The following is a 24,420-nucleotide window of genomic DNA, read 5'->3' as shown; positions in this document are numbered from 1 at the left end:
GCGAGCGTGCCGTCGATGTGTCACCCTCACGACCAGCCGTTGCGTTGGAAGGCCAGCTCCACGAGCTGCGCCACCGCGCCGTCCGCGCACGGACGGACGACCACGTCGGCGGCGGAGCGGACGGCGGGGTGTCCGTCACCCACCGCCGCGCCGATCCCGGCAAGCTCGATCATGTCGAGGTCGTTCGGGTTGTCGCCGACGGCGGCGATCTCTGCCGGCGCCACGCCCCGCTCCTCGGCCAGCTCACGCAGGGCCAGGCCCTTGCTCACCCCCTGCGGAAGGATCTCCAGGTACGTGTCCTCGGACAGCACCGTGGTCGTCCCCGCGACACGCACGCGGGGCAGCTGGTCGCCGATCAGCATGCATTTGGTGACCTCGTCGGCCGGCAGCGCCGTCCAGGAGCCGGGGTCGGCCAGCTCGATGCGGTCGCGCCGGGCGTAGTCCCGCAGTTCGGGCACGTCGTCCACGGCGTAGGCCCGGCCGCCGGAGAACACCACGGGGTACGCCCCCGGGGTCACGTCGTCGAAGCTGTCGATCAGCGCCTTCCACGCGGCGGCCGGCAGGCAGCGTGAGCGCACCACCGTGCCGGTGGCCAGGTCAACGGTGCGGGCGCCGTTGTAGAGGATGGCCGGGCCGTCGAGAGCGAGCTCTTCGTAGTACGGAAGGGCCGAGCGTTCCATGCGTCCGGTGGCGATGACGACCTGCCCGCCCGCCGCGCGGAAGCGGCGCAGGGCGTCGCGGCTCGCGGGCACCATGGCCAGGTCGCGGCCGACCAGGGTGCCGTCGAGGTCGGTGACGATCCAGCGGATCACGGCTGCCTCCCCGCTGCGGCGACCTCGGCCATGACGGAGCCGTCGAGGTCGAAGCCGCCGACGCAGGCCAGGTAGCCGCCCGGGGTGAAGACGCTGCCCGACAGGGGCAGGTAGGTGCCGCCCGCCTGCCGTACCAGAAGGGAGCCGGCGGCGACGTCCCAGGCGTTGACGTGCGTGCCGTAGGCGACGTCGGACCAGCCCGCGGCGACGTGCGCGAGCTTGAGCGCGGCGCTGCCGGGGCGGCGGGTGCTGGCGAAGGCGTTGACCATGCGGGCGAAGCGATGCAGCGCCTCCTCCCCCTCCTCGGCCAGGTCGCGCGGGGTCGGGTAGCTGGACAGCAGGACGGCCTCCCGGTCGGTGCGCGCCCCGGCGCTGCGGATCGGCTCGCCGTTGCACTCCGCGCCGCCCAGCCAGGCGGTGAACTCGTCGTCTCGGACCGGGTCGTACACGACGCCCGCCACCACCTCGCCGTCCACGACCGCGCCGATCGAGGTGCAGAAGAACGGGAGGCCGGCGGCGAAGTTGGCGGTGCCGTCGATCGGGTCGACGTACCAGCTGATCGCTCCTGATCCCCGGGTGCCGCCCTCCTCTCCCACCACGACGCTGTCCGGGCAGCGACGGGCCAGCACCTCGCGGATCTCCTCCTCGGCCGCCTTGTCGTGCTCGGTCACGGGGTCGTGGAAGTCGCGTTTGGTCGCCACCTCCGGGCTGGACCGGAATGCCGTGCGCAGGCGGTCGCCGACGGCCCTGGCGGCCTCCGCCGCGATGGCGGCCAGAGCGCGTGAGGTGGTCAGGTCCATGTGTTCTCCAGCAGTCTCAGCAGGCCGATGGGGTCGTCGACGGTGGCGTGCGGGGTCTGCCGCACCTGGTAGGGGATCTTCTCCGTGCTGCGCGACCGCATCAGCACCGTCGCACCGGCTCCGGCACGGACGCCGCAGACGACGTCACGGTCGTGGTTGTCCCCGACGTACCAGACCCGTCCGGGCGCCACGCCCAGGGCCCGGCAGGCGATGTGGATCAGCTCGGGGTTCGGCTTGCGCACCCCGGCTTCGTCGCTGTAGACCTGCACGGCGAGCTGCCCCGCCAGGCCCTCGCGGGCCAGGAAGTCCCGGTGCACCAGGCCGCACAGGGCGTTGCTCACCACGGCCGGTCGCACGCCGCGCTCCCAGCAGGCGGCCAGGAGCTCCTTGACGCCGGGGCGGAGCGTGCGCTCGCGGCGCCGTTCGCCCATCAGGCGGCATAGCGGGCTCGCCTCCACGGTCACCAGTTCGCGGGCCTGCTCCGGCCAGTCGGTCGCGACGAACTCCGCCCAGAAGCGGCGATGCGTCATCTCCGCCGGGGCGTACTGCCGGGAGGTGGAGTCCTTCCAGCAGGAGTCGGCCCGGGCGCCCGCGCGGATGTCGGTCTCGATCTCGGCGACGCTCAACCCGCCGAACCCGGCGCGCTCCAGCATCGCGTGCACCTCGGCGGCCAGCTCGGCGGCCCACGCCGGGCGTTTGACGGTCTCGGCCACCACGCCGCCGAAGTCGAGCAGCAGGGCCTCGGGCACGATCATGCGCGGGCCTCCGCCGTGTCCCGGTCCTGGATGCGCAGGCCGTCGGCGCCGAACAGGTGGAGCTGATCGGTCCAGCAGGTGACGGTGTCGCCGGGCGCCGCCTCGACGGGGCTGTGGGTGACGGCGAACAGCTCGGTGTCCAGGACGCGCAGCCGTACCGTCCAGGAGGCGCCGGCCGGGAGCACGGCCTCGACGGTGGCGGGTTCGGACCAGGCGCCGGGGGGCGGCGTGCCGAGGCGCAGCGCCTCCGGGCGGATGCCGAACGCGGCCGGGCCGCCGGCCCCATGCCTCTCGCGGCTGTGCGCCAGCAAGGAGCGCCCCAGCCCGGCCGGCGCCGGGCCGACGTCGACGAGGGCCATCGCCGGGCTGCCGACGAACTCGGCGACGAACCGGTTGGCCGGGCGGGCGTACACCTCCATGGGGGGCGCGAGCTGCTGGAGCTCGCCCTGGTTCATGACCGCCACGTGGGTGGCCATGGTCAGCGCCTCCAGCTGGTCGTGGGTGACGAAGACGATCGTCGCCCCCGACTCCTCGTGGATGCGCTTGAGCTCGGCGCGCATCTCCAGCCGCAGCCGGGCGTCGAGGTTGGACAGCGGCTCGTCGAGCAGCAGCACCGCCGGGTCGACGGCGAGCATGCGGGCCAGCGCGACCCGCTGCTGCTGGCCGCCGGAAAGCTGCGAGGGGTAGCGGTCCATCGCGTCGGAGACGTGCACCATCTCCAGCGCCGCCTCGGCGCGGGAGCGGCGTTCCGGCGCGGGCACCTTGCGCATGCGCAGCCCGAACTCCACGTTCGCGCGTACCGACAGGTGCGGCCACAGGGCGTAACTCTGGAAGACCAGACCCATCCCGCGTTTCTCCGGCGGGACGTACAGGCCCTTCTCCACGGAGTCGAGGACGCGGTCGCCGACGGTGATGGAGCCGGCCGTCGGCTGCTCCAGTCCGGCGATCATGCGCAGGGTGGTGGTCTTGCCGCACCCTGACGGGCCCAGCAGGCACATGAAGGCGCCGTCCGGGACGACCAGGTCGAGGTTCTTGACCGCGTGGTCGCCGCCGCCGTAGCGCTTGGCGATTCCGCTCAGGACGATGGTGGGCATCTATCCTCCCAGGCCGGACGCGAGACTGCTCTTGGTCAGCCTCTGGGTCAGGTACGTCATGGTGAAGGAGACGAGCGCGATCACGAGCACGACCGCATTGGCGAGCTGGGTGTAGCCGTAGTCGACCAGGCCGATCGACAGCGTGGTGAGAAGTTCCGTGCCGGTCGTGGTCAGCATGATCACGATGCTCAGCTCCTTGAGCCCGGAGATGAACGGGAGCACGATCCCGGTGACCAGCGCCCCCTTCTGGATGGGGAAGACGATCCGCCGCATGCGTTGCCACCAGGAGGCGCCGGCGATCTGGGCGGCCTCTTCCGGTTCGCGGCCGAGTTGCGTCATCGCCGCGATGCCGGAGCGGGAGCTGTAGGGCAGATGTGTCACCGCCATGACGAGGATGAGCAGGAACGTGGTCCCGTACAGGGCCGGCACCGGGCCGCGGGCGACCGCGAACAGCGACAGCGACGCCGCCGCGAACGCGATGCCGGGGATGAGGTAGGGCAGGAACGAGACCTGCCGCAGGAACGCGGCGACGCGGGGCGCCGAGCCGCGCACCACCACGTACCCGATGAGCAGCCCGGCGACGGCGCAGATCAGCGAGGCGATGCCGACGATGCGCAGCGAGTTCCAAGCCGCGGTCCACAGTTCGGCGCCGCGGAAGACGCCGTGCGGGAACCCGACGGCCCCGGGCAGGCTCTCGGCGAACCAGTAGCTCAGGGTGAAGGTCGACAGGTCCATCGGGGTCCGGGTGAGCGACGACAGGAGCAGCGTCAGGATCGGCACCAGGACGCTCGCCACGAACACGACCCCGCCCAGCGCGAAGGCGGGCCAGCGCCATCTGCGCAGGTCGCTCAGCCGGTCCATGGCGCCCTTGCCGCCCACGGTGACGAACCGGCGGTGCTCGCGTAACAGCCGTGCGTCGGTGAGGACGATCAGTACGCCGATGAGCACGATGACGGCGGTCAGCACGGAGGCGACCCCGGTGCTGCGGTCACGGATCGACTGGTACAGGCCGGTGGAGAGCACCCGGTAGTCGGCCGGCAGTCCCAGCACGTACGGCGTGCCGAACGTGCCGAGCACCCGCCCGACGACCAGCAGCACGGCCGACGACAGCGCGGGCAGCATCAGCGGGGCGACGATCCTGCGGATGACCACCCGGCGGGGCGCGCCCAGGATGCGGGCCGAGTCCTCCAGTTGCGCGTCGATGCGCCGCAGCGCGTTGCCGACCAGCAGGAAGACGAAGGGGTAGTAGTGCAGGCCGAGCGTGATGACGATCGGCAGCGGCCCGTAGGCGAGCCAGTCCGGCGTCGCGATCCCCTGGGCCTGCAGCACGCCGGCCTGCCCGCCGGCCCGGTCGTTCTTGAACAGGGTGAGCCAGGCGAGCGAGAAGGTCCACGAGGGCAGCATGTACGGGACCACGAGCGCCCCGGCCAGCCACGTGCGTCCCGGCACGTTGGTACGGGTCACCATCCAGGCCATGCCACCGCCCACGACCAGCGCGAACACGACCGTGCCCAGCGAGATGACCAGCGTGTTGAGCAGCGGCTCCCAGAACAGCAGGTCGCTCACCTGCGAGCGGAACACCCGCCACAGGTAGTAGCCGGTCCACTCGCCGGGTTGCTGCCCCGCGTGCGCCTGGTCGCCGTACTGGAGCCGGAAGGCGTCCGACAGCACCGCGACGAGAGGGGCGACGACCATGTACGCCAGCACGACGACGAGGATGAAGCCGAGCGCGGCGGTCGGGTCGTGGCGCAGGACGCGCAGGCGGTAGAGCATCCTGCGCCGTCTCGGAGGCCGTGGTGGGGGCGTCGATGGTGGCGGCTTCGGCTCGGTGAGAACAGCCATGATGGGTTCCTTCGGGGGGTCGTGCCTCAATGACTTCGTTTGAGCATCGCGTCGGCCAGGGCGTCGGCCGCCTCCCCGAGACGCTGGCCGACGGCGTCGAGGCGGGAGAGCAGTTCGCGGCGGCGCAGGGTGTCCATGTCCAGGGGCATGGTGAACAGCTCGCCGAGCCTGCACTGGCGTAGCTGCCGCATGCGCGTCCTGGCCTTGCGCGTGGCCAGCACCGCGGTGGTGACCGCGCCGGGGTCGTCCACCATGTGCGTCACCGCGCGTTCGAGCTCGTCCAGGCCCTCGGCCAGCGCCTGGAGCGGCTCGGCGGCGAAGCCGAGGTCACCCGGGCCGAAGATGTCGGCCTCGCGCACGTAGTCGCGTAGCTGGTCGAGCACGTCGTCGATGCAGCGGGACAGGCGGAACAGGTCCTCCCGGTCGATGGGCGTCACCAGGACCCGGCGCAGCAGCGCGACCAGCTCGGCGCGCGCCGCGTCGCCTTGGTGCTCGACCTCGGCCATCCGGGCGCGGGCCAGCGGCCGGTCGGACCCGGCGGCCACCTCGCCCGCCAGCCGTGCGCCCGCCCGGGCGGCGGCGATCTGCGCCTGGACCAGCTTGATCACGCGCCCGCCCGATCCGCCGCTCAGCTCGTCCCAGACCCGCGCGAGCCCGCGCCGTCCGCGTCCCGGCCGGCTCACAGCCACCTCACCGCCAGTCCGGCCAGGCAGCCCAGGGCCATCGACGACGGCAGCGTGACCACCCAGGCCGCCCCCATCGTCGCCACGCCGCGCCACCGCACCCTCTTGCCTCCCTCGCTGGCGGCCGCGCCGACGACGCCGGCCGTGACGGACTGGGTCATGCTCACCGGCGCGCCGAGGACCGAGCTGCCCAGTACGGCCCCGGCCGCGGCGGCCTCCGCCGACACCACGTGCAACGGCCTGGCCAGGACGAGCCCCCGGCCCAGTCGCGCGCCCACCCGGGGCAGGCTGGTCAGCGCCCCGGCCAGGAAGACCGCCACGAGCAGCGCCATCCACGCCGGGCCGACGTGAACCGGGCCGATGCCGCCGACCCCGTGCCTGCCGACCTCGACTGCCACGCTGACGACGGCCAGCATCTTCTGGCCGTCGTTGACCGCGTAGGCGACGCATTGCGCGCCGTAGGCCAGCAGGTGGGCGGCCAGCACGATCCGCGGCATGCGCCCGTGGCTGGGCACCCGGCGGGACACGGCGCCCATGACGTAGCCGAGCAGGACTCCCGCCAGCGGCGCCGCCACGCCGACCGCCAGCACCGTGCCGAGCCCGGACAGCGACACCGGCAGCCCGGCGCCGAACCCGGCGCCGGTGATGCCGCCGACCACGGCCAGCGTCAGGCTCGTCGGCAGGCCCCGCCCGGCCAGCACCGCGACCACGCCGACGGCGATCACCACGCCGGCGAGAAACGCCGCCGCGCCGCCGTCCGCGCCGAGCCCGGCCAGCCGCTCGGTGAAGGTGGCCGCCACCGCGACCCCGAGCAGGTACGGCACGGCGATCAGCGCGCCGGCGAGCAGCCCGACGGTGAACCAGCCGGGCGCCTTGGGGAAGCGCAGGCCGAGACCGATCAGCGCCGCCCCGTCGTTGGCGCCGGTGACCAGCACGAACAGGACCGCGGCGACGGCGAAGGCGATGGTCCACATCACCGGTACAGCCGCCGGTCGCGCGACAGCCGTACGGCCGGGGGCCTCCGCCCGGGATCGGCCCGCCACTCCCCCGGCCGGACGGCGCGCCCGTGCGGGACGGGGGTCATGGCTGCTCCAGCAGGCTCGCCGCCGCGTCGACGGCCGCCGCCACGTCGTCGCCTGGCGGGTAGAGCAGGGCCCGGCCGACGACCAGGCCGCGGGCCCCGGGCAGGCGCAGGGCCTTGCCCCAGGCGGCGAACGCCTCGCCGGCCGCCCGTCCGGGGTCGCCGCCCAGCAGCAGCGTCGGCAGCGTGGTTGCCGCCAGCACCCGTTCCATGTCCTCGACCACCGGGATCTTCAGCCAGGTGCGTGCCGAGGTCGTGCCGAGCGCCTGCACCACGCTGATCGCCTTCACCATCGCCGCCGCCGACAGCTCGTGCCTGACCGAACCGTCCACGTGCCTGGACCAGAAGGGCTCGATCATGGCCATGAGGCCGTGCCCCGCCAGCGCGGAGACGGCCCGCCCGCAGGACTCCAGGGTGCGTACGGTCGCCGGGTCCTCCGGGGCGATCCGGCACAGCATCTTGCCGCCGTCCAGCCCCATCGCGGCGATCGACGGCGCGTCATAGGCGGTGAACCGGTCGTCGAACTCGAAGACCGAGCCCTGCATGCCGCCCCGGTTCATCGAGCCGATGACCAGCTTGTCGTCGAGCGCGCCGAGCAGCAGCAGATCCTCGACGACGTCCGGCGTCGCCAGCAACCCGTCCACGCCGGGCCGCGCCAGCGCGGTCATCAGCCGGTCGAGCAGGTCGAGCCGGCTCTCCATCGCCATCGGCCGCTCCCCCGCCCCGAGGGCGGCCCGGCCCGGGTGGTCGGCGGCGACGATCAGGAGCTGGCCGCGACCGGCCAGCACCGGCCGGCGCCGCCGCCCGGCGGCCAGTTCGCTCACGCGCTCCGGCCGCCGGGCGCGGTCCTCCCGCAGCCGGCAGAGGGCGTCCTCAAACATGCGCTTCCTCCTCGGAGCGGGTGGCGGCGACCTTCACTTGGTCACCTCCGCGAGCTGGACAGGGCGTCCGTCGCGGCGTGACAGGTCGGCCGCCTCCGCGAGGTGCAACGCGGCCAGCGCGTCGCGCACGGTGCAGGGGCTGTCCCGCTCGCCCCGCGCCGCGGCCAGGAAGGCCTCGATCTCGGCCGTGTAGGCGGCGGCGAACCTGCTCCGGAAGTCCGGCCACGGCTGGTCGGGATGGCCGCCGTCGTCGGCCCGATGCAGCGGCGCCCGCTCGCCCAGCCCGACGGCCCAGGTGGCCCGGGTCCCGGCCAGTTCCATCCGCACGTCGTAGCCGGCGCCGTTGTACCGGGAGCCCTGCAGGGTGACCAGCGTCCCGTCGGCCATCGTGATCAGGGCGGCGCTGGTGTCGACGTCGCCCGCCTCGGCGAAGAACGGCTCACCCCGGTTGGCGCCGGCGGCGTACACCGTGTCGGCCTCCAGCCCGGTCACCCAGCGCAGGATGTCGAAGTCGTGGATGTGGCAGTCGCGGAAGATGCCGCCCGACCTCGGGACGTACTCGGGAGCCGGTGGGCGCGGGTCACCGGTCAGGAGATGAGCCCGGTGCAGCTCCCCGAGCTCGCCGTCGAGCAGCGCCTGGCGCGCGGCGGCGAACCCGGCGTCGAAGCGCCGCTGGAACCCGATGTGGACCAGGGCCCCGCCGCGTTCGGCCGCCTCGGCCACCCGGATCGTCTCCGCCACGGTGGGCGCGGCCGGCTTCTCGCAGAACACCGGGATGCGCCGCTCGCAAGCCCTGACGAGCAGCTCCGAGTGGGTCGAGGTGGGGGTCGCGATCACCAGGGCGTCCGCGCTCCACGGGTCGCCGAGGGTGCTCCCGAGCCGACCGGCCACCTCCGCAGCGTGATCCTGGTCGGCATCGGCGACGATGAGGTCGTCGACCAGGCGGGTCAACGTTTCTGCATGAAATAACCCAATTCGCCCAAGCCCTATCAAACCGACCCGCATATCGTCTCCTTCGCCGGGAGCTTCAGTCTTAGATGAACGAGAGATGAACGTCAATGATTTGTCCTGACATTCTGACGAGATGACGTTCTTTCAAGATTGGGCATAAATATGTCTTGACAACCTATTAATTACGCGTTCATCGTGGTGCGCACTGCGGCGTCAGTCGGGGCTCTGAGCCGCGTACGGCACTGCGAGCCATGAGGAGTACCGCCATCATGCGGCGTACCAAGAAGATCGTCACCGTTGCGGCCCTGCTGGCCCTGGCCGCCTGCGCACCGTCCACCGGCGGCCAGGCCGGCGCCCTGAACGCGGAGGCCGAACCGCTGCCCTCAGCCTCCGTCGACGCCGCCTTCGACCTGAACGCGCTGGTCGAAGCGGCCAAGAAGGAAGGCAGCCTGCTCGTCTACGACTCCAGCGGCGACATCGAGGAGGTCGCCAAGGCCTTCACCGCCAAGTACGGCATCGCGATGGAAGGCGTGAAGTCAGACACGCCGCAGACCGCGGAGAAGATGACCCGCGAGCACGCCGCCGACAACGTCACCATCGACGCCGCCATGTACGAGGACGGCGGGGTGCTGATGGGCCAGCTCATCCCGCAGGGCATCGTGCGGACCTGGGTGCCCGCCGACCTCCAGGACCAGATCCTGCCCGAGGACCGCAACCCCCTGCGTGCCCTGTCGAAGGCCACCGTGTTCGCCTACAACACCAAGCTCTCCCCCGGCGGCTGCCCGGTCGGGAACATCTGGGACCTCACCGAAAGCGACTGGTCGGGCAAGGTCGTCATGCAGGACCCGCTCGGCAAGCCGACCGTGCTGTCGTTCCTCACCCAGCTCGACTCACACGGCAATCAGGCGCTGGAGCAGGCCTACCAGGCCAAGTACGGCGAGCCGCTGAAGACCGAGGAGAAGAGCGCCGCCTACGAGTGGATCAAGCGCCTGGCGGCCAACGAGCCCGTGCTCACCGGCTCCGACGAGGACACCTCCGGCGCCGTCGGCGCGCCCGCCGCCACCGACAGGAAGATCGGCTTCATGTCGATCTCGAAGTTCCGCAACAACGAGGACAAGGGCTATACCCAGGCCACCTGCGAGGGCATGGCACCCTTCGCCGGATTCAGCTATCCCAAGTACGTCGCCATCGCGGCCAAGTCGAAGCATCCGAACGCCGCCAAACTGTACGTGCACTTCATCATGACGGAGGAAGGCGTCAAGCACGAGATCGGCGAGGGCGGCATCTCCGGCAACAGCACCGTCAAGCCGCTGGTCGCCCCGGCCGGCCTGAGCGACTGGAAGGGGCAGCTCTTCCACACCGACCCCCGATCCCTGGTGGCCGATCTGCAGAACAGGCAGATCATGTCCGACTTCTGGCGGCTCAACCACCGCTGAAGTTATAGACCTGGGTCGTTCGCCCTGGCGACGTCTCCCCGCAAGAAGAGTCCCTCACCTGCCCAAGGAGAACAATGCGTCCTGCCCGCCCCCTGTTCCTGGCAGCCCTCAGCGTCATGCTGACGGGCAGCCTGGCCGCACCCGCCTCCAGCCAGAGCATCCCCTCCATCGACCCGAAGATCGAGACGCCCGCCCTGTTCGACGACGAGGCCGGCGGCAACGCCAACGGCGACGACCCCGCCATCTGGGTCGACCCCCACGACGACGAGGACAGCGTCGTCGTCACCACCGCCAAGGAAGGCGGCCTGAACGTCTACGACCTCGACGGCGACCTGACCCAGCACATCGACGCCCCCGCCGCGCCAGGCCCGGACGACGAGAACGGCCGCTTCAACAACGTCGACATCGCCTACGGCTTCGCCGGCAAGGACCTGGCCGTCGTCTCCGACCGAGGCCGCGACCACCTGCGCTTCTACGCCGTCGATGACGGCCGCCTCACCGACGTCACCGACCCGGCCGTGCCGTTCCTGTTCAACACCACCCAGGAACAGGTCAACGACCAGGAGACCGGCTACGGCCTGACCACCTGGAAAGACGCCACCGGCGCCTACGCCCTGGTCAGCCGCCGCCACAAGACCTCCATCGGCCTGTTCAAGCTGGTGGCCACCGCCGGCGGCAAGGTCAGCTACCGGGCCGTCCGCACGCTCGACCTGCCCGCCTCCTTCACCCTGCCCAACGGCGCCACGTGGACGCCGTGCATGGAGCCCGACGAGCTCGCCCAGGTCGAGGGCATGGTCGTCGACCAGCAGCGCGACGTGCTCTACGCCGCGCAGGAGGACGTCGGCATCTGGCGCATGCGCGCCGACCTCACCGGCGCCCCGGTCCTGGTCGACAAGGTCAAGGAGTACGGCGTGCCCGGCACGTACGACCCCGAGACCGAGGAGTGCGTGCCCGGCGCCGACCCCGGCTACGGCGGCGCCCACCTGTCGGCCGACGCCGAAGGCCTGACGATCTACTACCGGGAGGACGGCAAGGGCTACCTGCTCGCCTCCAGCCAGGGCGACAACACCTTCGCCGTCTACCGGCGCGAAGGCGCCAACGCCTACCTCGGCCAGTTCCGCGTCGGCGCCGACGACGGCATCGACGGCGTGGAGCACAGTGACGGCTCCATGGTCCTCAACGTGCCGCTCGGCGACTTCGACAGCGGTCTGTTCATCGCCCACGACGGCGCCAACACCCCCGAGGTGCCCGACCGGGAGAACACCAACTTCAAGTACGCCGACTGGAACGACATCGCCGACGAGCTCGGCCTCGACGTCGACACCGACGGCTGGCACCCGCGCGACTGACGAGCCCGGAGCTTGCACGGGGCGCACGACCTCCAGGCCCGGGTCCGGCCTGGAGGTCGTCAGTCCCGGACCTTGAAGTCCCCGTGGCTCGTCTTCAGGATCGGCGCCGTGCCCTGGCAGTCGTTGATCGGCGCGTTCATGAACCCCCACATCCAGTAGAGCCTGTCGGAACGCCCGTTGTCGTGCACGGTGAACGAGACCTTCTGGCCGGTCACGTCAGTGTTCTTGTCATTCGTGAGGTTCGCCTGACCACGGGTGATGACGCCGGTGGCGACGGCGACCTCACCGCCCACCAGCAGGCAGGTGATCTTCCCCTCGAACTCGGCGACGACGCCACCGGTCCTGCTGTTCCCGTGGAACACCTGGAAACGCCCCTTCGTGGTGCCGGGTCCGCCACGGGCCTCGATCTGGAACTTCACCGGGTCCCCGGCCCAAGACCCGAACGCCTTGGTCAGGACGCCGCCCGCGGATCCCGACAGCCGGGGCTCGGGGGCGGAAGGCGCGGTGCCGGCGAAGGACGCCGTCGCCGTCCCGGTGATCAACGCGAGCGTGGCAGCCAGTCCGGCGATTCCACGTCGTGCCCACAGCTTCTTCGTTTCAGTCATGTAGCGGCCCCCTCGGGAGATTGCGTTCTACAACTCCGCCAGTCTGTCGCCGCGGGGGTGCCCTGAACGTCGGCGTCAGGTCTCGGCCAGATCCTCCGGAGGTCGCGATCGAGGTCATCCCCCAGACGGACCCCGATCGTGGCGAGCGGAGGTCATCGCGCTGAGCCGCAACGGTCTCCTTGGCAGTAGCCGTTGCTGAGAATCAGCTGGCCACGCTGGACCGTGAAGGCTCCGGCTTCGACGCCGACGATCACTCCCTGGCAGGTGGAACAGACGAGGGCCTGCGCAGGGGCACCCGCCCGGGTGACAGAACTGGGGGCATCGGGCACAACGCTGGTGGCAGGCGAGTCGCTCATGCGATCACTGTGCCGCACGCCACCGACATTCCCGGGAGAGGCGGTGTGACCGGCTGGTTCAGTACGCGGTCGAGACCAGCCCCACCCGGTAGGCGAGCACGACCGCCTGGACGCGGTCACGCAGGTGCAGTTTCGCCAGGATGCGTGACACGTACGTCTTCACGGTCTCGGGAGTGATGAACAGCTTCGCGGCGATCTCCGCGTTCGACAGTCCGGCGGCGATCTGTTCGAGCACCTCCAGCTCGCGCGGGGTCAGGGCCCGTACGACCTCCTCCCGGGCCGATCCGGAGGTGTCGGCGGGGCGGAGGCGGTCGGCGAAGTGGCCGATGAGGGAGCGCGTGACGGCGGGGGCCAGCAGCGACTCGCCGCGTGCGACGGTACGCACGCCGTTGACCAGCTCCGCCGGTGGCGTGTCCTTGAGCAGGAAGCCGCTGGCTCCCGCCCTGAGCGCTTCGTACACGTACTCGTCCACGTTGAACGTGGTGACGACCAGCACCTTCGCCGGAGTGGCGCTGCCGGGGCCGGCCAGTTGCCGGGTGGCCTCGATGCCGTTCAGGACGGGCATCCGGATGTCCATCACGATGACGTCCGGGCACAGCCGTCGCGCCGCCTCGACTGCCGCCCGGCCGTCCGCGGCCTCGCCGACCACGTCGAGGTCGGGCTGGGCGGAGAAGATGGCGATGTAGCCGGCTCGTACCAGCTCCTGGTCCTCGCAGACGAGGACCTTGATCGGGGTGTCGGTCATGTCTCACTCCTGGCGGGGATGCGGGCCCGTACGCCGAACCCGCCGTCGGGCCGGTGCTCTGTGACCAGTTCGCCGTCCAGCAGGCGCAGCCGCCGGCGCAGGCCGTCCAGCCCGCGCCCGCCCGACGGCACGGCGGGCACGGCGGAAACGGCGGGCACGGTGCCGTCGGGGCCGTCGTTGGCCACCTCGACGGCGAGGTGGTCGGGGTGGTGGTGCAGCGTGACCGTGGTGCGGCGTCCTGGCGCGTGCTTCATCGCGTTGGTGAGCGCTTCCTGCACCACCCGATAGGCGGCCAGCTCGACGTCCACGGCCCGTGGCCGCTGCTCACCATGCTCGGTCAGCTCGGCGGGCTGGCCGGACAGGCGGGCGTTCTCCACCAGACCGGCGATCCCGGCCAGCGTCGGCGCGCGGTCCGCGCCGCCCGAGTCGCCGGTGGCCTCCAGTACGCCGAGCAGGTGGCGCAGTTCGGTCAGCGCCCGCCGTCCGCTGTCGCTGATGGCGGCGAACCCCGCCGTCGTGCCGGACGTGAACTGTGCCGCGTCCGCCTGGACGACCATGGCGGTCACGTGATGCGTGACCACGTCGTGCAGCTCGCGGGCGATGCGGGCGCGCTCCGCGGCCCTGGCCACGTCCGCGCTGAGTCGCCGGCGCTCGGCCTCGTCCGCCCGCCACCGGCGCATCGCCGCGCCGGCCGTCCAGATCACCGCCAATGTCAGGTAGAACGCCACGAAGTCCTGGACCCGGCTGGGCGACCCCAGACCGTGCAGCACCACCGCCAGCACGGCGTAGCCGGCGGTCGACGCCGCGGCGAGTCCGCGACGGAACCGGGCCTGATGGGCTCCGGCCGCGTACACCGCCAGGTAGAGCCCGATGCTGGCGAAGGTCGGCGGATAGGCCAGCGCCTGGTGCAGGGCGAACGCGGTGCCGGTGACCGCCAGGCAGAGCGCCGGCCAGCGGCTGCGCACGGCCAGCGGTGCGGACTGCGCCAGGGTCAGCACCACGGCCGCCGCGTCGGACGGCCGCTCGGCCAGATCGCCGATCCGCGCCGCGATCGTCGACAGTGTCGGCACGAACCCCAGCAGCGTGAGCGACGCCGCGAGCGCGCTGTCCTTGGCGGGGGTGGAGCGAGTTCCCCAGAAGTCCAGCCAGGAGCGGGCAGAACGGACGACGTTCGCGAACACCGTGCAAGCTTAATGGCGCAGGCCGGTTCCGCCGTGCCTCCATCCCCCGTGAGAGCTACAGCGAATGTCCGTTCCGGTGGGATGGCAGGCCCCGTGCCGCTTCCTAGTCTCGGTGAGGTCGCGGAAATCGCCGCGGCGACTCGGTCGAGAGGAACGCGATCATGGCGTCCATGGAACACCCGGCAAGCGCTTCCCCGGAGGCCGCCCCCTCGGCGGGACGGCTCCGGTTGCGGCAGTTCCGCTTCCCTGTCCTGCTGGTGGCCATGTTCGGTGTGATGACCGCGATCGCCGGGATCAACCAGGTCGTCTCACCCGTCCCGATCCTCGCCCTGCCGGTGGGGATCGGCCTGGCCGTCGCCGCCGTGGCCTGCTACCGATGGCTGTGCCGGACCGTCGAGCTCCGCCCGGACATCGCCGAACTCCCGAAGGCGGGCAGCCGGTCCCAGCTGTGGCGCGGGACGCTGCTCGGGTTCGGCCTGTTCGCCGGGTTGATGGTGCTGATCGCGATGTTCGGGGGCTGGCAGGAGGTGTCCTGGGGCTCCGTCGGCGGGCTCGTCGGCGCCGCAGGCATGATGTCGAGCGTCGCGGTGGCCGAAGAGCTCCTGTTCCGCGGGGTTCTGTTCCGCATCATGGAGGGGCGCATCGGCACGGCCGGCGCGCTGGCCGTCTCCACGCTGCTGTTCGGCGCGCTGCACCTGGTCAACCCCAACGCCACGCTGTGGGGTGCGCTCTCGATCGCGTTGACGGGCGGCTTCCTGATGACCGCCGCCTACGTCGCCACTCGTGCGCTGTGGCTGCCGATCGGGCTGCACTTCGCGTGGAACTTCACCCAGAGCGGGATCTTCGGCGTCACGATCTCCGGGGCGGACGTGCCGTCCCACGGCCTGCTGAACGTCACGCTGTCCGGCCCCTCCGTGCTGACCGGCGGGACGTTCGGACCCGAGGCCAGCCTGCTCGCCCTGCTGCTCTGCCTGGTGCCCACCGTCCTCCTGCTGCGGCGGGCCGCGCGTAACGGCCAGATCCGGCCCCGCTCCCGCCGCGCCGAGCACCCCGCCTGACCCCCCGGCTCGTACGTCCCGTCATCGCACCAGACCCAGGCCGGGTGGGCCGTGCGCGCAGTTCAGGCGTGGCCGTCCGCCGGGGTGAGCAGGCGGGTGAGCGCGTCGACGGCCCAGTCCTGCCACTGCTGGTGGGACCAGCCGCGGTGGTTGACGAGCAGGTTGTAGTTCTCCGGCGAGAGCACGGCCAGGGCGACGTCGGCGGCGGCCTCGGCGGTGAGCCCGTCGCGCAGGGTCGTCTTGCGGGCCAGGGCGTCGGTGAAGACGCGTTGCACGGTGAGGCGCTGCTGGAGGTTGGCGGCCCAGACCTCGGCCAGGTCGGGGTCGGTGGTGGCGGCGCTGCGGACCACGTCCAGCAAGGGTGCGGCGCGCAGGTAGATGTCCGCGGCTCCGGCGACCTGGCGGCGTAGCTGCCCGAGCGGGTCGGGGTCGGCGAGAGCGTCGCGCACCCACTGCCGTTCCAGGGTGGGGATGGGCTCGTCGTCGCCGGCGACGGCCAGGTCGAGGGCGGTGGTGAGGATGGCCCGCTTGGTGCCGAAGGAGTAGTAGACGGTCGGCTCGCTCACCTCGGCCTTGGCGGCGATCGCGGTGATGCTCGTGGTGGTGTAGCCCGCCGTGGTGAACAGTTCGGCGGCCGCGGTGACGATGCGGGCGCGGGTGGACCGGGCCCGCGCCGTGCGCCCGTCCTCCTTCTTCCCGGGTACGCGCCCCGATGGGGTTCGTGGTGCTTCGCTCACGACTTGACTATAGCGGCACTATGAAAACATTCTTATAGTGTGACTATGAAAACTCCGGGCTCAAGGGCGCGGCGCTCGATCCTCGTCCTGGGCGGCTACGGCGCGGTCGGCCGCGAGGCCGCGCACGCGCTTGCCGGCCACCCCGGCACGAACGTCATCGTCGCCGGACGCAACCCCGGCAAGGCCCCGCCCGTCCCCGGCACCACCGCCAGGCGCGTGGACGCCGCCGACCCGGCCGACCTGGCCAGAGCGCTGGACGGGGTCGACACCGTGCTCATGTGCGCCGAGGTCGACAACGCCCGCGTCGCCCGCGCCTGCGTGGAACGCGGCATCCACTACGTGGACGTGACCGCCTCCCACCACCTGCTCGCCGCCCTCCAGGCCCTGGACGAGCCGGCCAGGGAGCACGGCGCGACGCTCGCGATGAGCGTCGGCCTGATCCCCGGCGTCACCAACCTGCTGGCCCGCGTCTGCGCCGAACGCTCCCCCTCCACCGAGCTGCTCATCGGCGCGCTGCTCGGCTCGGGCGAGGCACACGGGCCCGCCGCACTCGCCTGGACGCTGGACGGGCTCGGCCGGCTCGACGGCTCGTGGACCATGAACTTCCCCGCGCCGTATGGCGAACGCACCGTGCACCGCTTCCCGTTCTCCGACCAGCACACCCTGCCCACCACCCTGGGCGTCCCCTCGGCCCGCACCGGACTGTGCCTGGACTCCCGCCTGGTCACCCGGTTGCTGTCGGTGGCCGGACGGCCGGCCGTCGCCCGCCTGCTCCACCGCCCCCAGGTCCGTCGGCTGCTGCTCAGCGCGCTCGGCACGGCCCACGTCGGCGGTGACGGCTTCGCCGTGACGGTGCGTTGCGGCGCGGTCCAGGCCTCCTTCAGCGGACGGCGGCAAAGTCTCGCCACCGGGCGCACCGCCGCCCTGCTCATCCGCCACCTTCCTGACCTGCCACCCGGGGCCGCCCACATCGAGCAGCTCGTGGACCCCGTACCGTTCCTGACCGAGCTGGCCACCGGCGGATTCGCCCTCGACCTCGGCGACGACCCCGCATGACCGTCGTTCAGCACGAACCCGCCTCCAGGAACAGGGCAGCAGCGTGCAGACCAGGCCCTATTTGGCAGAACCCGGACTTCATGGCGAAACCGGGGGATGTAGGTTCTCGCCTGTGAGTGATATTCGACGTCTTGGTCCGGAGGACCTGCCCCTGTGCCGGCAGCTCGAAGCCGATCGCGGCTGGGCCACCGACGAGGCCAAGTGGCGGTTGATGTTCGAGGCGGGCGAGGTCTACGCCGTCGACGCGGCGGACGGGGACGGGCTGGCCGGGTGCGTCGTGGTGAGTCCGTACGGCGATGCGCTGGCCGGCGTCGGCATGATGATCGTCGCCGGCAGGTACGGCAGGCAGGGGCTCGGCACCCGGCTGATGGAGCATGCCCTGGAGGTCGCCGGGGACCGCGTCGTGGAGCTGACCGCGACCCGCTTCGGGCGCCCTGTCTACGAGCGACTGGGCTTCCGGCCGACGGGAAACCTGACGATCACCACGGGGCCGATGCGGGAGACGGCGTCGTCGGCCGCCGTCCGCGTGGCCACACCGGACGACCACGCCGCGCTGATCGCCCTGGACGCCGAGATCACCGGGGCCGACCGGAGCAAGGCGCTGGCCGCCCTGCTGTCCATGGCCGAGCGCGTGGTCGTCACCGACGGCGGCTTCGCCGTGGCCTGGAACGCCGGCCCCCACCGTGTCATCGGCCCCGTGGTCGCGCCTTCGGAGGAGGCCGCCCGCGAGCTCATCCTGGCCGCCGCGCACGGCGCCGACCGCGACGTGCGGATCGACCTGCTGGACGCCTACCCGGGCCTGCGTCCGTGGCTCACCGGGCTGGGTCCCGTTCAAGGACCGTCGGCCCTCCCGACGATGGTCCACGGCGCCGACCGGCACCCGGGCGACCGCAGCCGATACGTCGCGCCCATCCTCATCTCGATGGGCTGACCGGACATCAGAAGGGGGCCCGGTCGCGTAGAGATCAGCGAGCCGGGGTGCGCCGCTGATGGCCGTGCCCGGCGCGTACGCCGGACCGCTCGCCGCGCTTCAAGCCCCGATGCCCGGGACATTCCTCCCGGGCATCGGGGACCAGGGCCCCGGGCTGCCCGGGACCGGTTGACGGTTGGCTGGGCGCATGATGAAGGATCCTGACGCGTTCCGGCGGGTGACCGCCGCAATCGCCCTGTTCGCCTGGCCGGTGCTGGAGTTCCTGGCCTTCCTCACCTCTCCGCCGGGGGCCGAGCACGATCCGGCCGTCTTCCGTACGAACGCGACGGCGGTCCAGGTCAGCGCCCTGCTCTACATCTGGGCGGCGCTCAGCCTCATCCCGGTCGTCCTGGCCCTGGGACACCTCCTGCGCCGGCGCGCCCCCATGACAAGCGGGATCGCCACCGCGACCGGGCTGATCGGCGCCGGACTCGGGCTGACCTTGTTCACCACCGACTTCTACGACCTGGCCCTGGCCCAGACCCTGCCCGACGCCCAGGCCGAAGCGGTCACCCAGCAGGCCAACAACCTGCCGGGCTTCGTGTACGGAATGCTCCTGCCCGGATTCGCGCTGCACCTCGCCCTGACCGCGCTGCTGGTGACCCTGGCCAAGGTCAAGTCCGTGCCCTGGTGGGTCCCGGCCGCCGCACTGGCCGGCACCCTCGTGCCGTTCCTGACCATGGACCAGACGCCCGTCGCCCAGTCCACCGGCGCCCTGCTGCACCTGGCCGCCTACGGCTGGATCGGACGCCGCGTACTGCGCATGACGGACACCGAATGGCGCAGCGGCGCCCCGGGAGCGCGGCACCTCACCCTCGCGTGACAGCGAGCGACCTCTTATGACGATTCATCCATCCGAAGGCGTGCACTATGCGTCCAGCTCCAGGAGAGGCAGAGGCCGGATGGCGACGCTGCCCCCGTGGGCGACGCTCGCGCTGGGCCCGTACCTGCAGGTGATGATCGTGGTCGGGTGGACGCTCGTCTACACGTCGATGGCGTTGCGGCGGCTGGTGGACCGGATGCTGTACGGCAGGGTCGGTGACCCCGCCCTGCTGGCCGAGCGGCTGACCCAGGCGATCCGGCGTGGTGATCCCGCCGAGGCGCTCACGTCGGTCGTGGCGGTGCTGAAGGACGGGCTGGCGGTGGAGGGCGTGGCCGTCGAGGTCGCCGACGGCGAGCCGCGCTACGTCGAGAACGGCCGTGTCGGCGCAGCGCCGCGGCGGGTGCCGCTGGTCTGGCACGGTGAGCAGGTCGGCCGTCTGCTGGTGGGCGCGCCCGGTCCGCGGCGTTTCCCGGCCGCGCACAACGAGCGCGTGCTGGCCACGCTCGCCCCGTATGCCGCCGACGTGGCCCACGCCGTGCGCATGGCCGCCGACCTGCAACGCTCACGCGAACGGATCCTCAGCACCCGCGAGGAGGAGCGCCGCCGCCTGCGCCGGGACCTGCACGACGGGCTGGGCCAGAGTTTGTCGAGCATGGCGATGATCATCAATATCGCGCGCAGCCGGCTCAAGGACTCGCCCGATTCCGCCGACGCCCTTCTGCAGGATCTGCGTACCGGCATGGACGCGGTGGCCGGTGACGTCCGCGAGCTGGTGCACGGGCTGCGCCCGCCCGCGCTCGACGATCTGGGCCTGGCCCGGGCGCTGCGTGAGCTGGCGGGGCCGCAGGTGCCGGTGCGGGTCGAGGGGGCGCTGTCGGATCTGCCGGCGGCCGTCGAGGTGGCGGTCTACCGGATCGTGCAGGAGGCGCTGACCAACATCCGTCGGCACGCCGAGGCCGAGACCGTCACCGTCACGCTGCGCCGGGAACGGTGCGTGCTGCGGGTGACCGTCACCGACGACGGGCGTGGCCTGCCCGAGTCCCACCGGCCCGGCGTCGGGCTCTCCTCGATGCGGGAGCGGGCGGCGGAGCTGGGCGGCATCTGCGTCATCACCGGCGAACCGGGCCGGGGGACGCGGGTGGAGGTGATGCTGCCCCTGCCGACGACGGTCTCGGCGGGAACGCCGGCAGGCGTCCGTCTTGATGCCCCAGGAGGACGCCCCCTTCTGACCACGAAATGGACAACAGGTGGTCTGTTGGAAGATCGCGCCGGTGGTGGACCCTGGCCAGGCGAAGGTCGATCCGGTCATCGACGGCCGGCATGCCAATGCTGAGGGGAAGCATTCATGAGAAGATCGTCAAGGCTCGCGACCCATGCCCTGACCATGGGTTTGGTCGCCGGCCTCGGCATCGTGGGCGTCACCGCGCCCGCGTGGGCCGAGCCGCCCCCTCCCGAGATCGCGGAGAGCGCCAGCGCCGCCCACCTGAAGTTCCGGCCGCTCCTGGACTATGACAACGACGGCTGCTACCCGTCGGTGGCCATCGGCCACGATGGCACCATGAACCCGGGGCTGAAGCTCGGCGGCGCACGCAACGGGGCGTGCCACGACGCCTCCGACCTGAAGAACAGCAACATGTACGCGCGCACCCGGTGCAACGCCAACGGCTGGTGCGCGCACAAGTACGCACTGTACTTCCAGAAGGACCAGAAGAACGACGGCACCCTCGTACACAACGGACACGTCCACGACTGGGAACACATCGTGGTCTGGACCAAGGACAACGAGGTCAAGTACGTCGCCGCCTCCCAGCACGGCAGCTATGTCGTCAGGGAGCCTGCCGAGATCGAGATGGACGGCGACCACCCGAAGATCGTCTACCACTTGCAGGGCGGCGACACGCACGCGTTCCGGTTCGCCGACAAGGGCGAGCAGCCGGAGAACCATGAGGGGCGCTGGCACGAGCCGGACCTGATCAGCTGGAGCGGCTTCCCCTCCAACGCGCTGCGCGACAAGCTCGCGGCACACGACTGGGGCTCGGCCACCCTCGCCCTCAAGGACCAGGGCAACGAATTCGCCCGCGACCTCGCCAAGGCCCACCGCCGGCTCGTCGCCAACGGCGAGTATTACGAGGAGGAGGAGCTGCCCTTCGACTTCAACATCTACACCAACATCCTGCCGCCGGGGATGCCGGACCCGAACACCCCGCCTCGTGACGACGACGGTGGCGGCGACGACGGTGGCGGCGACGGCGAACCCGCGGACTCCCTGCGGGTGATGGGGCTGGGGTCGTCCAGCACCTTCGGCGAGGGCAGCCCGGACGGCAACGGTTACAGAGACGTGGCCGACCACGGGTTCAGCGACCTCTTCGAGGCCAAGGACGCGGCGGCGGCCGCCGCCCAGGACACCACCCCCAAGGTGGACTGGGTCGGATCCGTACGGGTCGGGACCATGCCCGACCGCGACGTCGAAGGCTGGCGGGGATACAAGATCAACCAGATCGCCGACAAGGCGCGGTGCGCTGTCAAGACGTACCAGCCCAACCTCATCACGCTCATCGCGGGCGGCAACGACGTCATCTATGACCACGAGATGGGCGGGGCGATCGGCCGGCTCGAATCCCTGATCAAGCAGGTCATCGAGGACGACTCGCGCGTGACCGTGCTGGTGGCCGGCATGCAGCCGTTCGGCGACCCGGCCACCAACCGGCGCGGAGAGGCGTTCACCGCCCAGATCGCCGAGCTGGCCGGACGGCTGGCCGGCCAGGGACTGCGGGTCGGGTACGCCGACACCACCGGGCTGGAGCTGTCCGATATCGGCTCCGACAACGTCCACCCGAACGCCGCCGGCTACCGCAAGATCGGCGAGGCGTTCGTGAAGGCGGCCCGCGAGGCCATGGGCAAGAACTGGATCCGCAAGCCGCACGCGATGGCGGCGAACGCGGGCAGCAATCCCTGTGGTCTCGTGGACCACGGCCCCGGCCTGCACGTGCCGACGTCGGACAAGCTGGGCACCGGCTGGGAGGACCGCGGCGTCATCCAGGAGACCCAGTTCCCCTCCAGCAACAGGTTCTGGATGGTGGACATCAATCAGGACCGCAAGGCCGAGTTCGTGACCGTGGACACGAACCAGAACTTCCGGTTCTGGTGGAACAGCGGGCCCTCGGGGAGCAAGTGGGTGCCGTTCGTGGAGGGCACCCACTCCTACAAGCCGCCCGGCGGCGCGGTCGGCAACATGCTGCGCTTCGCCGACGTGGACGGCGACGGCTTCCCCGACTGCCTGACCGTATGGCTGACCGGGCAGGTGGACGTGCGCACGTGGAACGCCGGCGCCCCGGCCGGGCAGCGCATGTGCATGAAGAAGTACGACGGCGTGGCGAACGTCTTCTCCAACGGCTCAGAAGGGGACAAGCTGACCATCGATCCCAACACGAGGATCCGCTTCGCGGACGTCACCGGAGGCGGCCGCGATGACTACCTGCTGCTCAAACCCGACGGTACGGCGACCGCGTGGTACAACAGGGACTTCCAGGTCAAGGGCGAGCGCAAGTATCTGGACTGGGCCCCGCCCCAGAAGATCAGCGGCCCGCTCAAGTACCCCCGCGAGATCCGTTACGCCGACATCAACGGTGACAGGCGCGCCGACCGCATCCTCATCACCGCCAAGGGCGGCGCCAGGGCCTGGATCAACGAAGGGGCCAAGGGCGCCGGCGGGAAGTATCGCGACATCGGGCGCATAGCCGGTGACGCGGAGGTGCCGGTCAAGGACATCCACTTCGCCGACCTCGACGGGGACGGCAAGGCCGACTTCCTGCGCATCGGCTGGACCGGCGTCACGCACGCCTGGCTCAACAAGCTGCCGCCCGAGTACTTCGCCAAGTTCCACCCGTAGGACCCCAGGTCTGAGTTGTGCCCGGTCAGCGTGGAGCCTGACCGGGCACGTCGCCGTTGCCGCCTCCCCCGCACCCTCCGATGGCGAACATCCTCGACCAGGGTGCGAACCTGGGGAAAACCCGGCCACGACTCCTTGGGGACAGGGCGCACAATGCAGTGTTTGCGTAAAAGCTTGAATCGACCGTAAAAACTCCCGCACCGCCGCGCGGCAGCGGTTTCGGAAATCTTGCGCAGCGACTTGACGTCGGCCCGGAAGCAGGAGTGACGATGGAAAGAGAAAGCGCGAGGCGACACAAAAAGGGGGTGGTCTCATGCTCAAGGAAGTATTCGCGGCGAGCGCTCTGGTGACGGTCGCGATCGCTCCCTCGGCGGTGTCGGCGACTCCGCAGGTCCGGGCCGGGGGCTCTACTCAAAGCACGCCGGCGGCGGCACCGGCATCGCTCGGCGCGTGCGCGGCGGCCGCGGCCCCGAAATGCAAGTGGATGGAAGGCAGCAAGAACCGGTGCCGGCTCTGCAAGACGAAGAGCGGCAACTGGAAGCAGCAGTACTGCGAGCCGAAGACCGGCAAACCCCAGAAGGAAGAAGGACCCAAGCAGATCACCTGCACGTTCAAGACGAGCCAAATAATCGAGGACGGAAAGACGAAGACCCGTCAATGCGAGGTGTGCAAGGACAGAAATACAGGCAAGGTAATATCCGATAAATGCTTCGAAGGCTGACCCGAGTCGCTGCTGGGCTGTGCCGAAACGGCCCAGCAGTTCCGTGCCTCGCAGGAGCGCCCGCCCCCGCGGCGTCGGGGTCCCTGGATCGGGCTGCGAAGATCAGCCGAGCGTGAACGTCCTGGCGGGGATACGGCCCCGGCTGGGAGGGTGGGCGTCATGATGGAAGACTTGCGGGACGCCGAACGCCGGCTCCAGGCCGCGCAGCTCGCCGGAGATGTCGAGGCGCTGGATCGGCTGCTGGACGATCGGCTGATCTTCACGTTCGGTGCGAACGTGGCGACCAAGGCGGACGACCTGGAGCTGCACCGCACCCGGACGCAGGTGCTGACGAAGGTGGCCGAGGAGGACTTGACCGTGCTCGCCGATGGGCACACCGGGGTGACGTGGTTTCTCGGCACCGTCGAAGGCACCGTCTCCGGTGCGCCGTTCTCGGCCAGGATGCGCTACACCCGTACGTGGCTGTACACCGAGACGCACGGTTGGCGAATCATCGCCGTGCACGCCGGCACGACCGATTGACATAGGCGCTCTCGCTGGCCTTGGCAGTCCAGGCCGGTCATGTCCTCTTCACGTCGGGGACATGACCGGACAG

General features: G+C 71.1%; 23 protein-coding genes. 10 read left to right on the top strand and 13 right to left on the bottom strand.

The window, feature by feature from the left end:
- Positions 1 to 26: 26 nt before the first annotated feature.
- The 9 genes from ACBI99_RS18750 to ACBI99_RS18710 all read right to left on the bottom strand — a co-directional run bounded on the left by ACBI99_RS18750 (position 27) and on the right by ACBI99_RS18710 (position 8,953).
- A complete protein-coding gene (locus tag ACBI99_RS18750) occupies positions 27 to 812 on the bottom strand; it encodes a Cof-type HAD-IIB family hydrolase (RefSeq protein ID WP_375072878.1) in 786 nt (261 codons plus the stop codon).
- On the bottom strand, positions 809 to 1,612 hold the full coding sequence (locus tag ACBI99_RS18745) for an inositol monophosphatase family protein (RefSeq protein ID WP_219517652.1): 804 nt from the start codon (positions 1,610 to 1,612) through the stop codon (positions 809 to 811). Before ACBI99_RS18745 ends, ACBI99_RS18750 begins: the two co-directional genes overlap by 4 nt.
- Entirely contained in the window at positions 1,603 to 2,367 is a 765-nt protein-coding gene (locus ACBI99_RS18740; protein ID WP_357593793.1) for an HAD-IA family hydrolase, read from the bottom strand. The genes ACBI99_RS18745 and ACBI99_RS18740 overlap by 10 nt, the downstream gene beginning before the upstream one ends.
- On the bottom strand, positions 2,364 to 3,461 hold the full coding sequence (locus tag ACBI99_RS18735) for an ABC transporter ATP-binding protein (RefSeq protein WP_357593795.1): 1,098 nt from the start codon (positions 3,459 to 3,461) through the stop codon (positions 2,364 to 2,366). Before ACBI99_RS18735 ends, ACBI99_RS18740 begins: the two co-directional genes overlap by 4 nt.
- The gene (locus tag ACBI99_RS18730) at positions 3,462 to 5,303 is read right to left on the bottom strand and encodes an iron ABC transporter permease (protein ID WP_357593796.1); all 1,842 of its coding nucleotides are present in this window, start codon (positions 5,301 to 5,303) and stop codon (positions 3,462 to 3,464) included.
- A 26-nt stretch (positions 5,304 to 5,329) separates the two neighbouring features.
- Positions 5,330 to 5,986, bottom strand: a complete 657-nt coding sequence (locus tag ACBI99_RS18725) for a DUF47 domain-containing protein (RefSeq protein WP_219517656.1) — start codon at positions 5,984 to 5,986, stop codon at positions 5,330 to 5,332.
- A complete protein-coding gene (locus tag ACBI99_RS18720; protein WP_375072877.1) occupies positions 5,983 to 6,960 on the bottom strand; it encodes an anion permease in 978 nt (325 codons plus the stop codon). Before ACBI99_RS18720 ends, ACBI99_RS18725 begins: the two co-directional genes overlap by 4 nt.
- Before the next feature lie 106 nt (positions 6,961 to 7,066).
- Positions 7,067 to 7,948, bottom strand: a complete 882-nt coding sequence (locus ACBI99_RS18715) for a deoxyribose-phosphate aldolase (protein ID WP_375072876.1) — start codon at positions 7,946 to 7,948, stop codon at positions 7,067 to 7,069.
- A gap of 33 nt (positions 7,949 to 7,981) precedes the next feature.
- Positions 7,982 to 8,953 carry a Gfo/Idh/MocA family oxidoreductase gene (locus ACBI99_RS18710; protein ID WP_375072875.1) on the bottom strand — a complete coding sequence of 324 codons (972 nt, stop codon included), beginning with the start codon at positions 8,951 to 8,953 and terminating at the stop codon, positions 7,982 to 7,984.
- A gap of 215 nt (positions 8,954 to 9,168) precedes the next feature.
- Here ACBI99_RS18710 and ACBI99_RS18705 point away from each other — a divergent pair, with 215 nt between their 5' ends.
- Both ACBI99_RS18705 and ACBI99_RS18700 read left to right on the top strand, forming a co-directional pair.
- On the top strand, positions 9,169 to 10,335 hold the full coding sequence (locus ACBI99_RS18705; RefSeq protein WP_375072874.1) for an ABC transporter substrate-binding protein: 1,167 nt from the start codon (positions 9,169 to 9,171) through the stop codon (positions 10,333 to 10,335).
- A gap of 74 nt (positions 10,336 to 10,409) precedes the next feature.
- Positions 10,410 to 11,684, top strand: a complete 1,275-nt coding sequence (locus tag ACBI99_RS18700) for a phytase (protein ID WP_375072873.1) — start codon at positions 10,410 to 10,412, stop codon at positions 11,682 to 11,684.
- A 59-nt stretch (positions 11,685 to 11,743) separates the two neighbouring features.
- Here the strand turns inward: ACBI99_RS18700 and ACBI99_RS18695 are convergent, their stop codons facing one another.
- The 3 genes from ACBI99_RS18695 to ACBI99_RS18685 all read right to left on the bottom strand — a co-directional run bounded on the left by ACBI99_RS18695 (position 11,744) and on the right by ACBI99_RS18685 (position 14,571).
- Entirely contained in the window at positions 11,744 to 12,289 is a 546-nt protein-coding gene (locus ACBI99_RS18695; RefSeq protein ID WP_357593806.1) for a hypothetical protein, read from the bottom strand.
- Between the two features lie 414 nt (positions 12,290 to 12,703).
- A complete protein-coding gene (locus tag ACBI99_RS18690; protein WP_357593808.1) occupies positions 12,704 to 13,390 on the bottom strand; it encodes a response regulator transcription factor in 687 nt (228 codons plus the stop codon).
- A complete protein-coding gene (locus tag ACBI99_RS18685; protein WP_375072872.1) occupies positions 13,387 to 14,571 on the bottom strand; it encodes a histidine kinase in 1,185 nt (394 codons plus the stop codon). Before ACBI99_RS18685 ends, ACBI99_RS18690 begins: the two co-directional genes overlap by 4 nt.
- A gap of 170 nt (positions 14,572 to 14,741) precedes the next feature.
- On the opposite strand from ACBI99_RS18685, the gene ACBI99_RS18680 reads away from it, so the two are divergent.
- Entirely contained in the window at positions 14,742 to 15,629 is an 888-nt protein-coding gene (locus ACBI99_RS18680) for a lysostaphin resistance A-like protein (protein ID WP_375072871.1), read from the top strand.
- 62 nt (positions 15,630 to 15,691) lie between these two features.
- Here ACBI99_RS18680 and ACBI99_RS18675 read toward each other — a convergent pair whose 3' ends face one another.
- Positions 15,692 to 16,366 (bottom strand): TetR/AcrR family transcriptional regulator, encoded by a 675-nt coding sequence (locus ACBI99_RS18675; protein WP_375072870.1) that lies wholly within the window; start codon positions 16,364 to 16,366, stop codon positions 15,692 to 15,694.
- Between the two features lie 45 nt (positions 16,367 to 16,411).
- Here ACBI99_RS18675 and ACBI99_RS18670 point away from each other — a divergent pair, with 45 nt between their 5' ends.
- From ACBI99_RS18670 to ACBI99_RS18640, 7 genes are all read left to right on the top strand, one after another.
- The gene (locus tag ACBI99_RS18670) at positions 16,412 to 17,422 is read left to right on the top strand and encodes a saccharopine dehydrogenase NADP-binding domain-containing protein (protein ID WP_375072869.1); all 1,011 of its coding nucleotides are present in this window, start codon (positions 16,412 to 16,414) and stop codon (positions 17,420 to 17,422) included.
- Between the two features lie 112 nt (positions 17,423 to 17,534).
- On the top strand, positions 17,535 to 18,353 hold the full coding sequence (locus ACBI99_RS18665; RefSeq protein ID WP_375072868.1) for a GNAT family N-acetyltransferase: 819 nt from the start codon (positions 17,535 to 17,537) through the stop codon (positions 18,351 to 18,353).
- A 187-nt stretch (positions 18,354 to 18,540) separates the two neighbouring features.
- A complete protein-coding gene (locus ACBI99_RS18660) occupies positions 18,541 to 19,215 on the top strand; it encodes a hypothetical protein (protein WP_375072867.1) in 675 nt (224 codons plus the stop codon).
- A 79-nt stretch (positions 19,216 to 19,294) separates the two neighbouring features.
- Positions 19,295 to 20,548, top strand: coding sequence for a sensor histidine kinase (locus ACBI99_RS18655; protein ID WP_375072866.1), 1,254 nt, complete (start codon positions 19,295 to 19,297; stop codon positions 20,546 to 20,548).
- Between the two features lie 51 nt (positions 20,549 to 20,599).
- On the top strand, positions 20,600 to 23,104 hold the full coding sequence (locus ACBI99_RS18650; RefSeq protein ID WP_219519110.1) for an NPP1 family protein: 2,505 nt from the start codon (positions 20,600 to 20,602) through the stop codon (positions 23,102 to 23,104).
- A gap of 313 nt (positions 23,105 to 23,417) precedes the next feature.
- Entirely contained in the window at positions 23,418 to 23,825 is a 408-nt protein-coding gene (locus tag ACBI99_RS18645; protein WP_219519113.1) for a hypothetical protein, read from the top strand.
- 159 nt (positions 23,826 to 23,984) lie between these two features.
- Complete coding sequence (locus ACBI99_RS18640; protein WP_357593979.1) at positions 23,985 to 24,347, top strand: nuclear transport factor 2 family protein; 363 nt, start codon at positions 23,985 to 23,987, stop codon at positions 24,345 to 24,347.
- The last annotated feature ends 73 nt before the right edge of the window (positions 24,348 to 24,420 follow it).

The sequence above is a fragment of the Nonomuraea sp. ATR24 genome (assembly GCF_041950485.1).
GTDB lineage: Bacteria > Actinomycetota > Actinomycetes > Streptosporangiales > Streptosporangiaceae > Nonomuraea > Nonomuraea ceibae.
The sequence above is the reverse complement of the archived record's forward strand: the minus strand, read 5'-3'. Positions and strand labels throughout refer to the sequence as shown.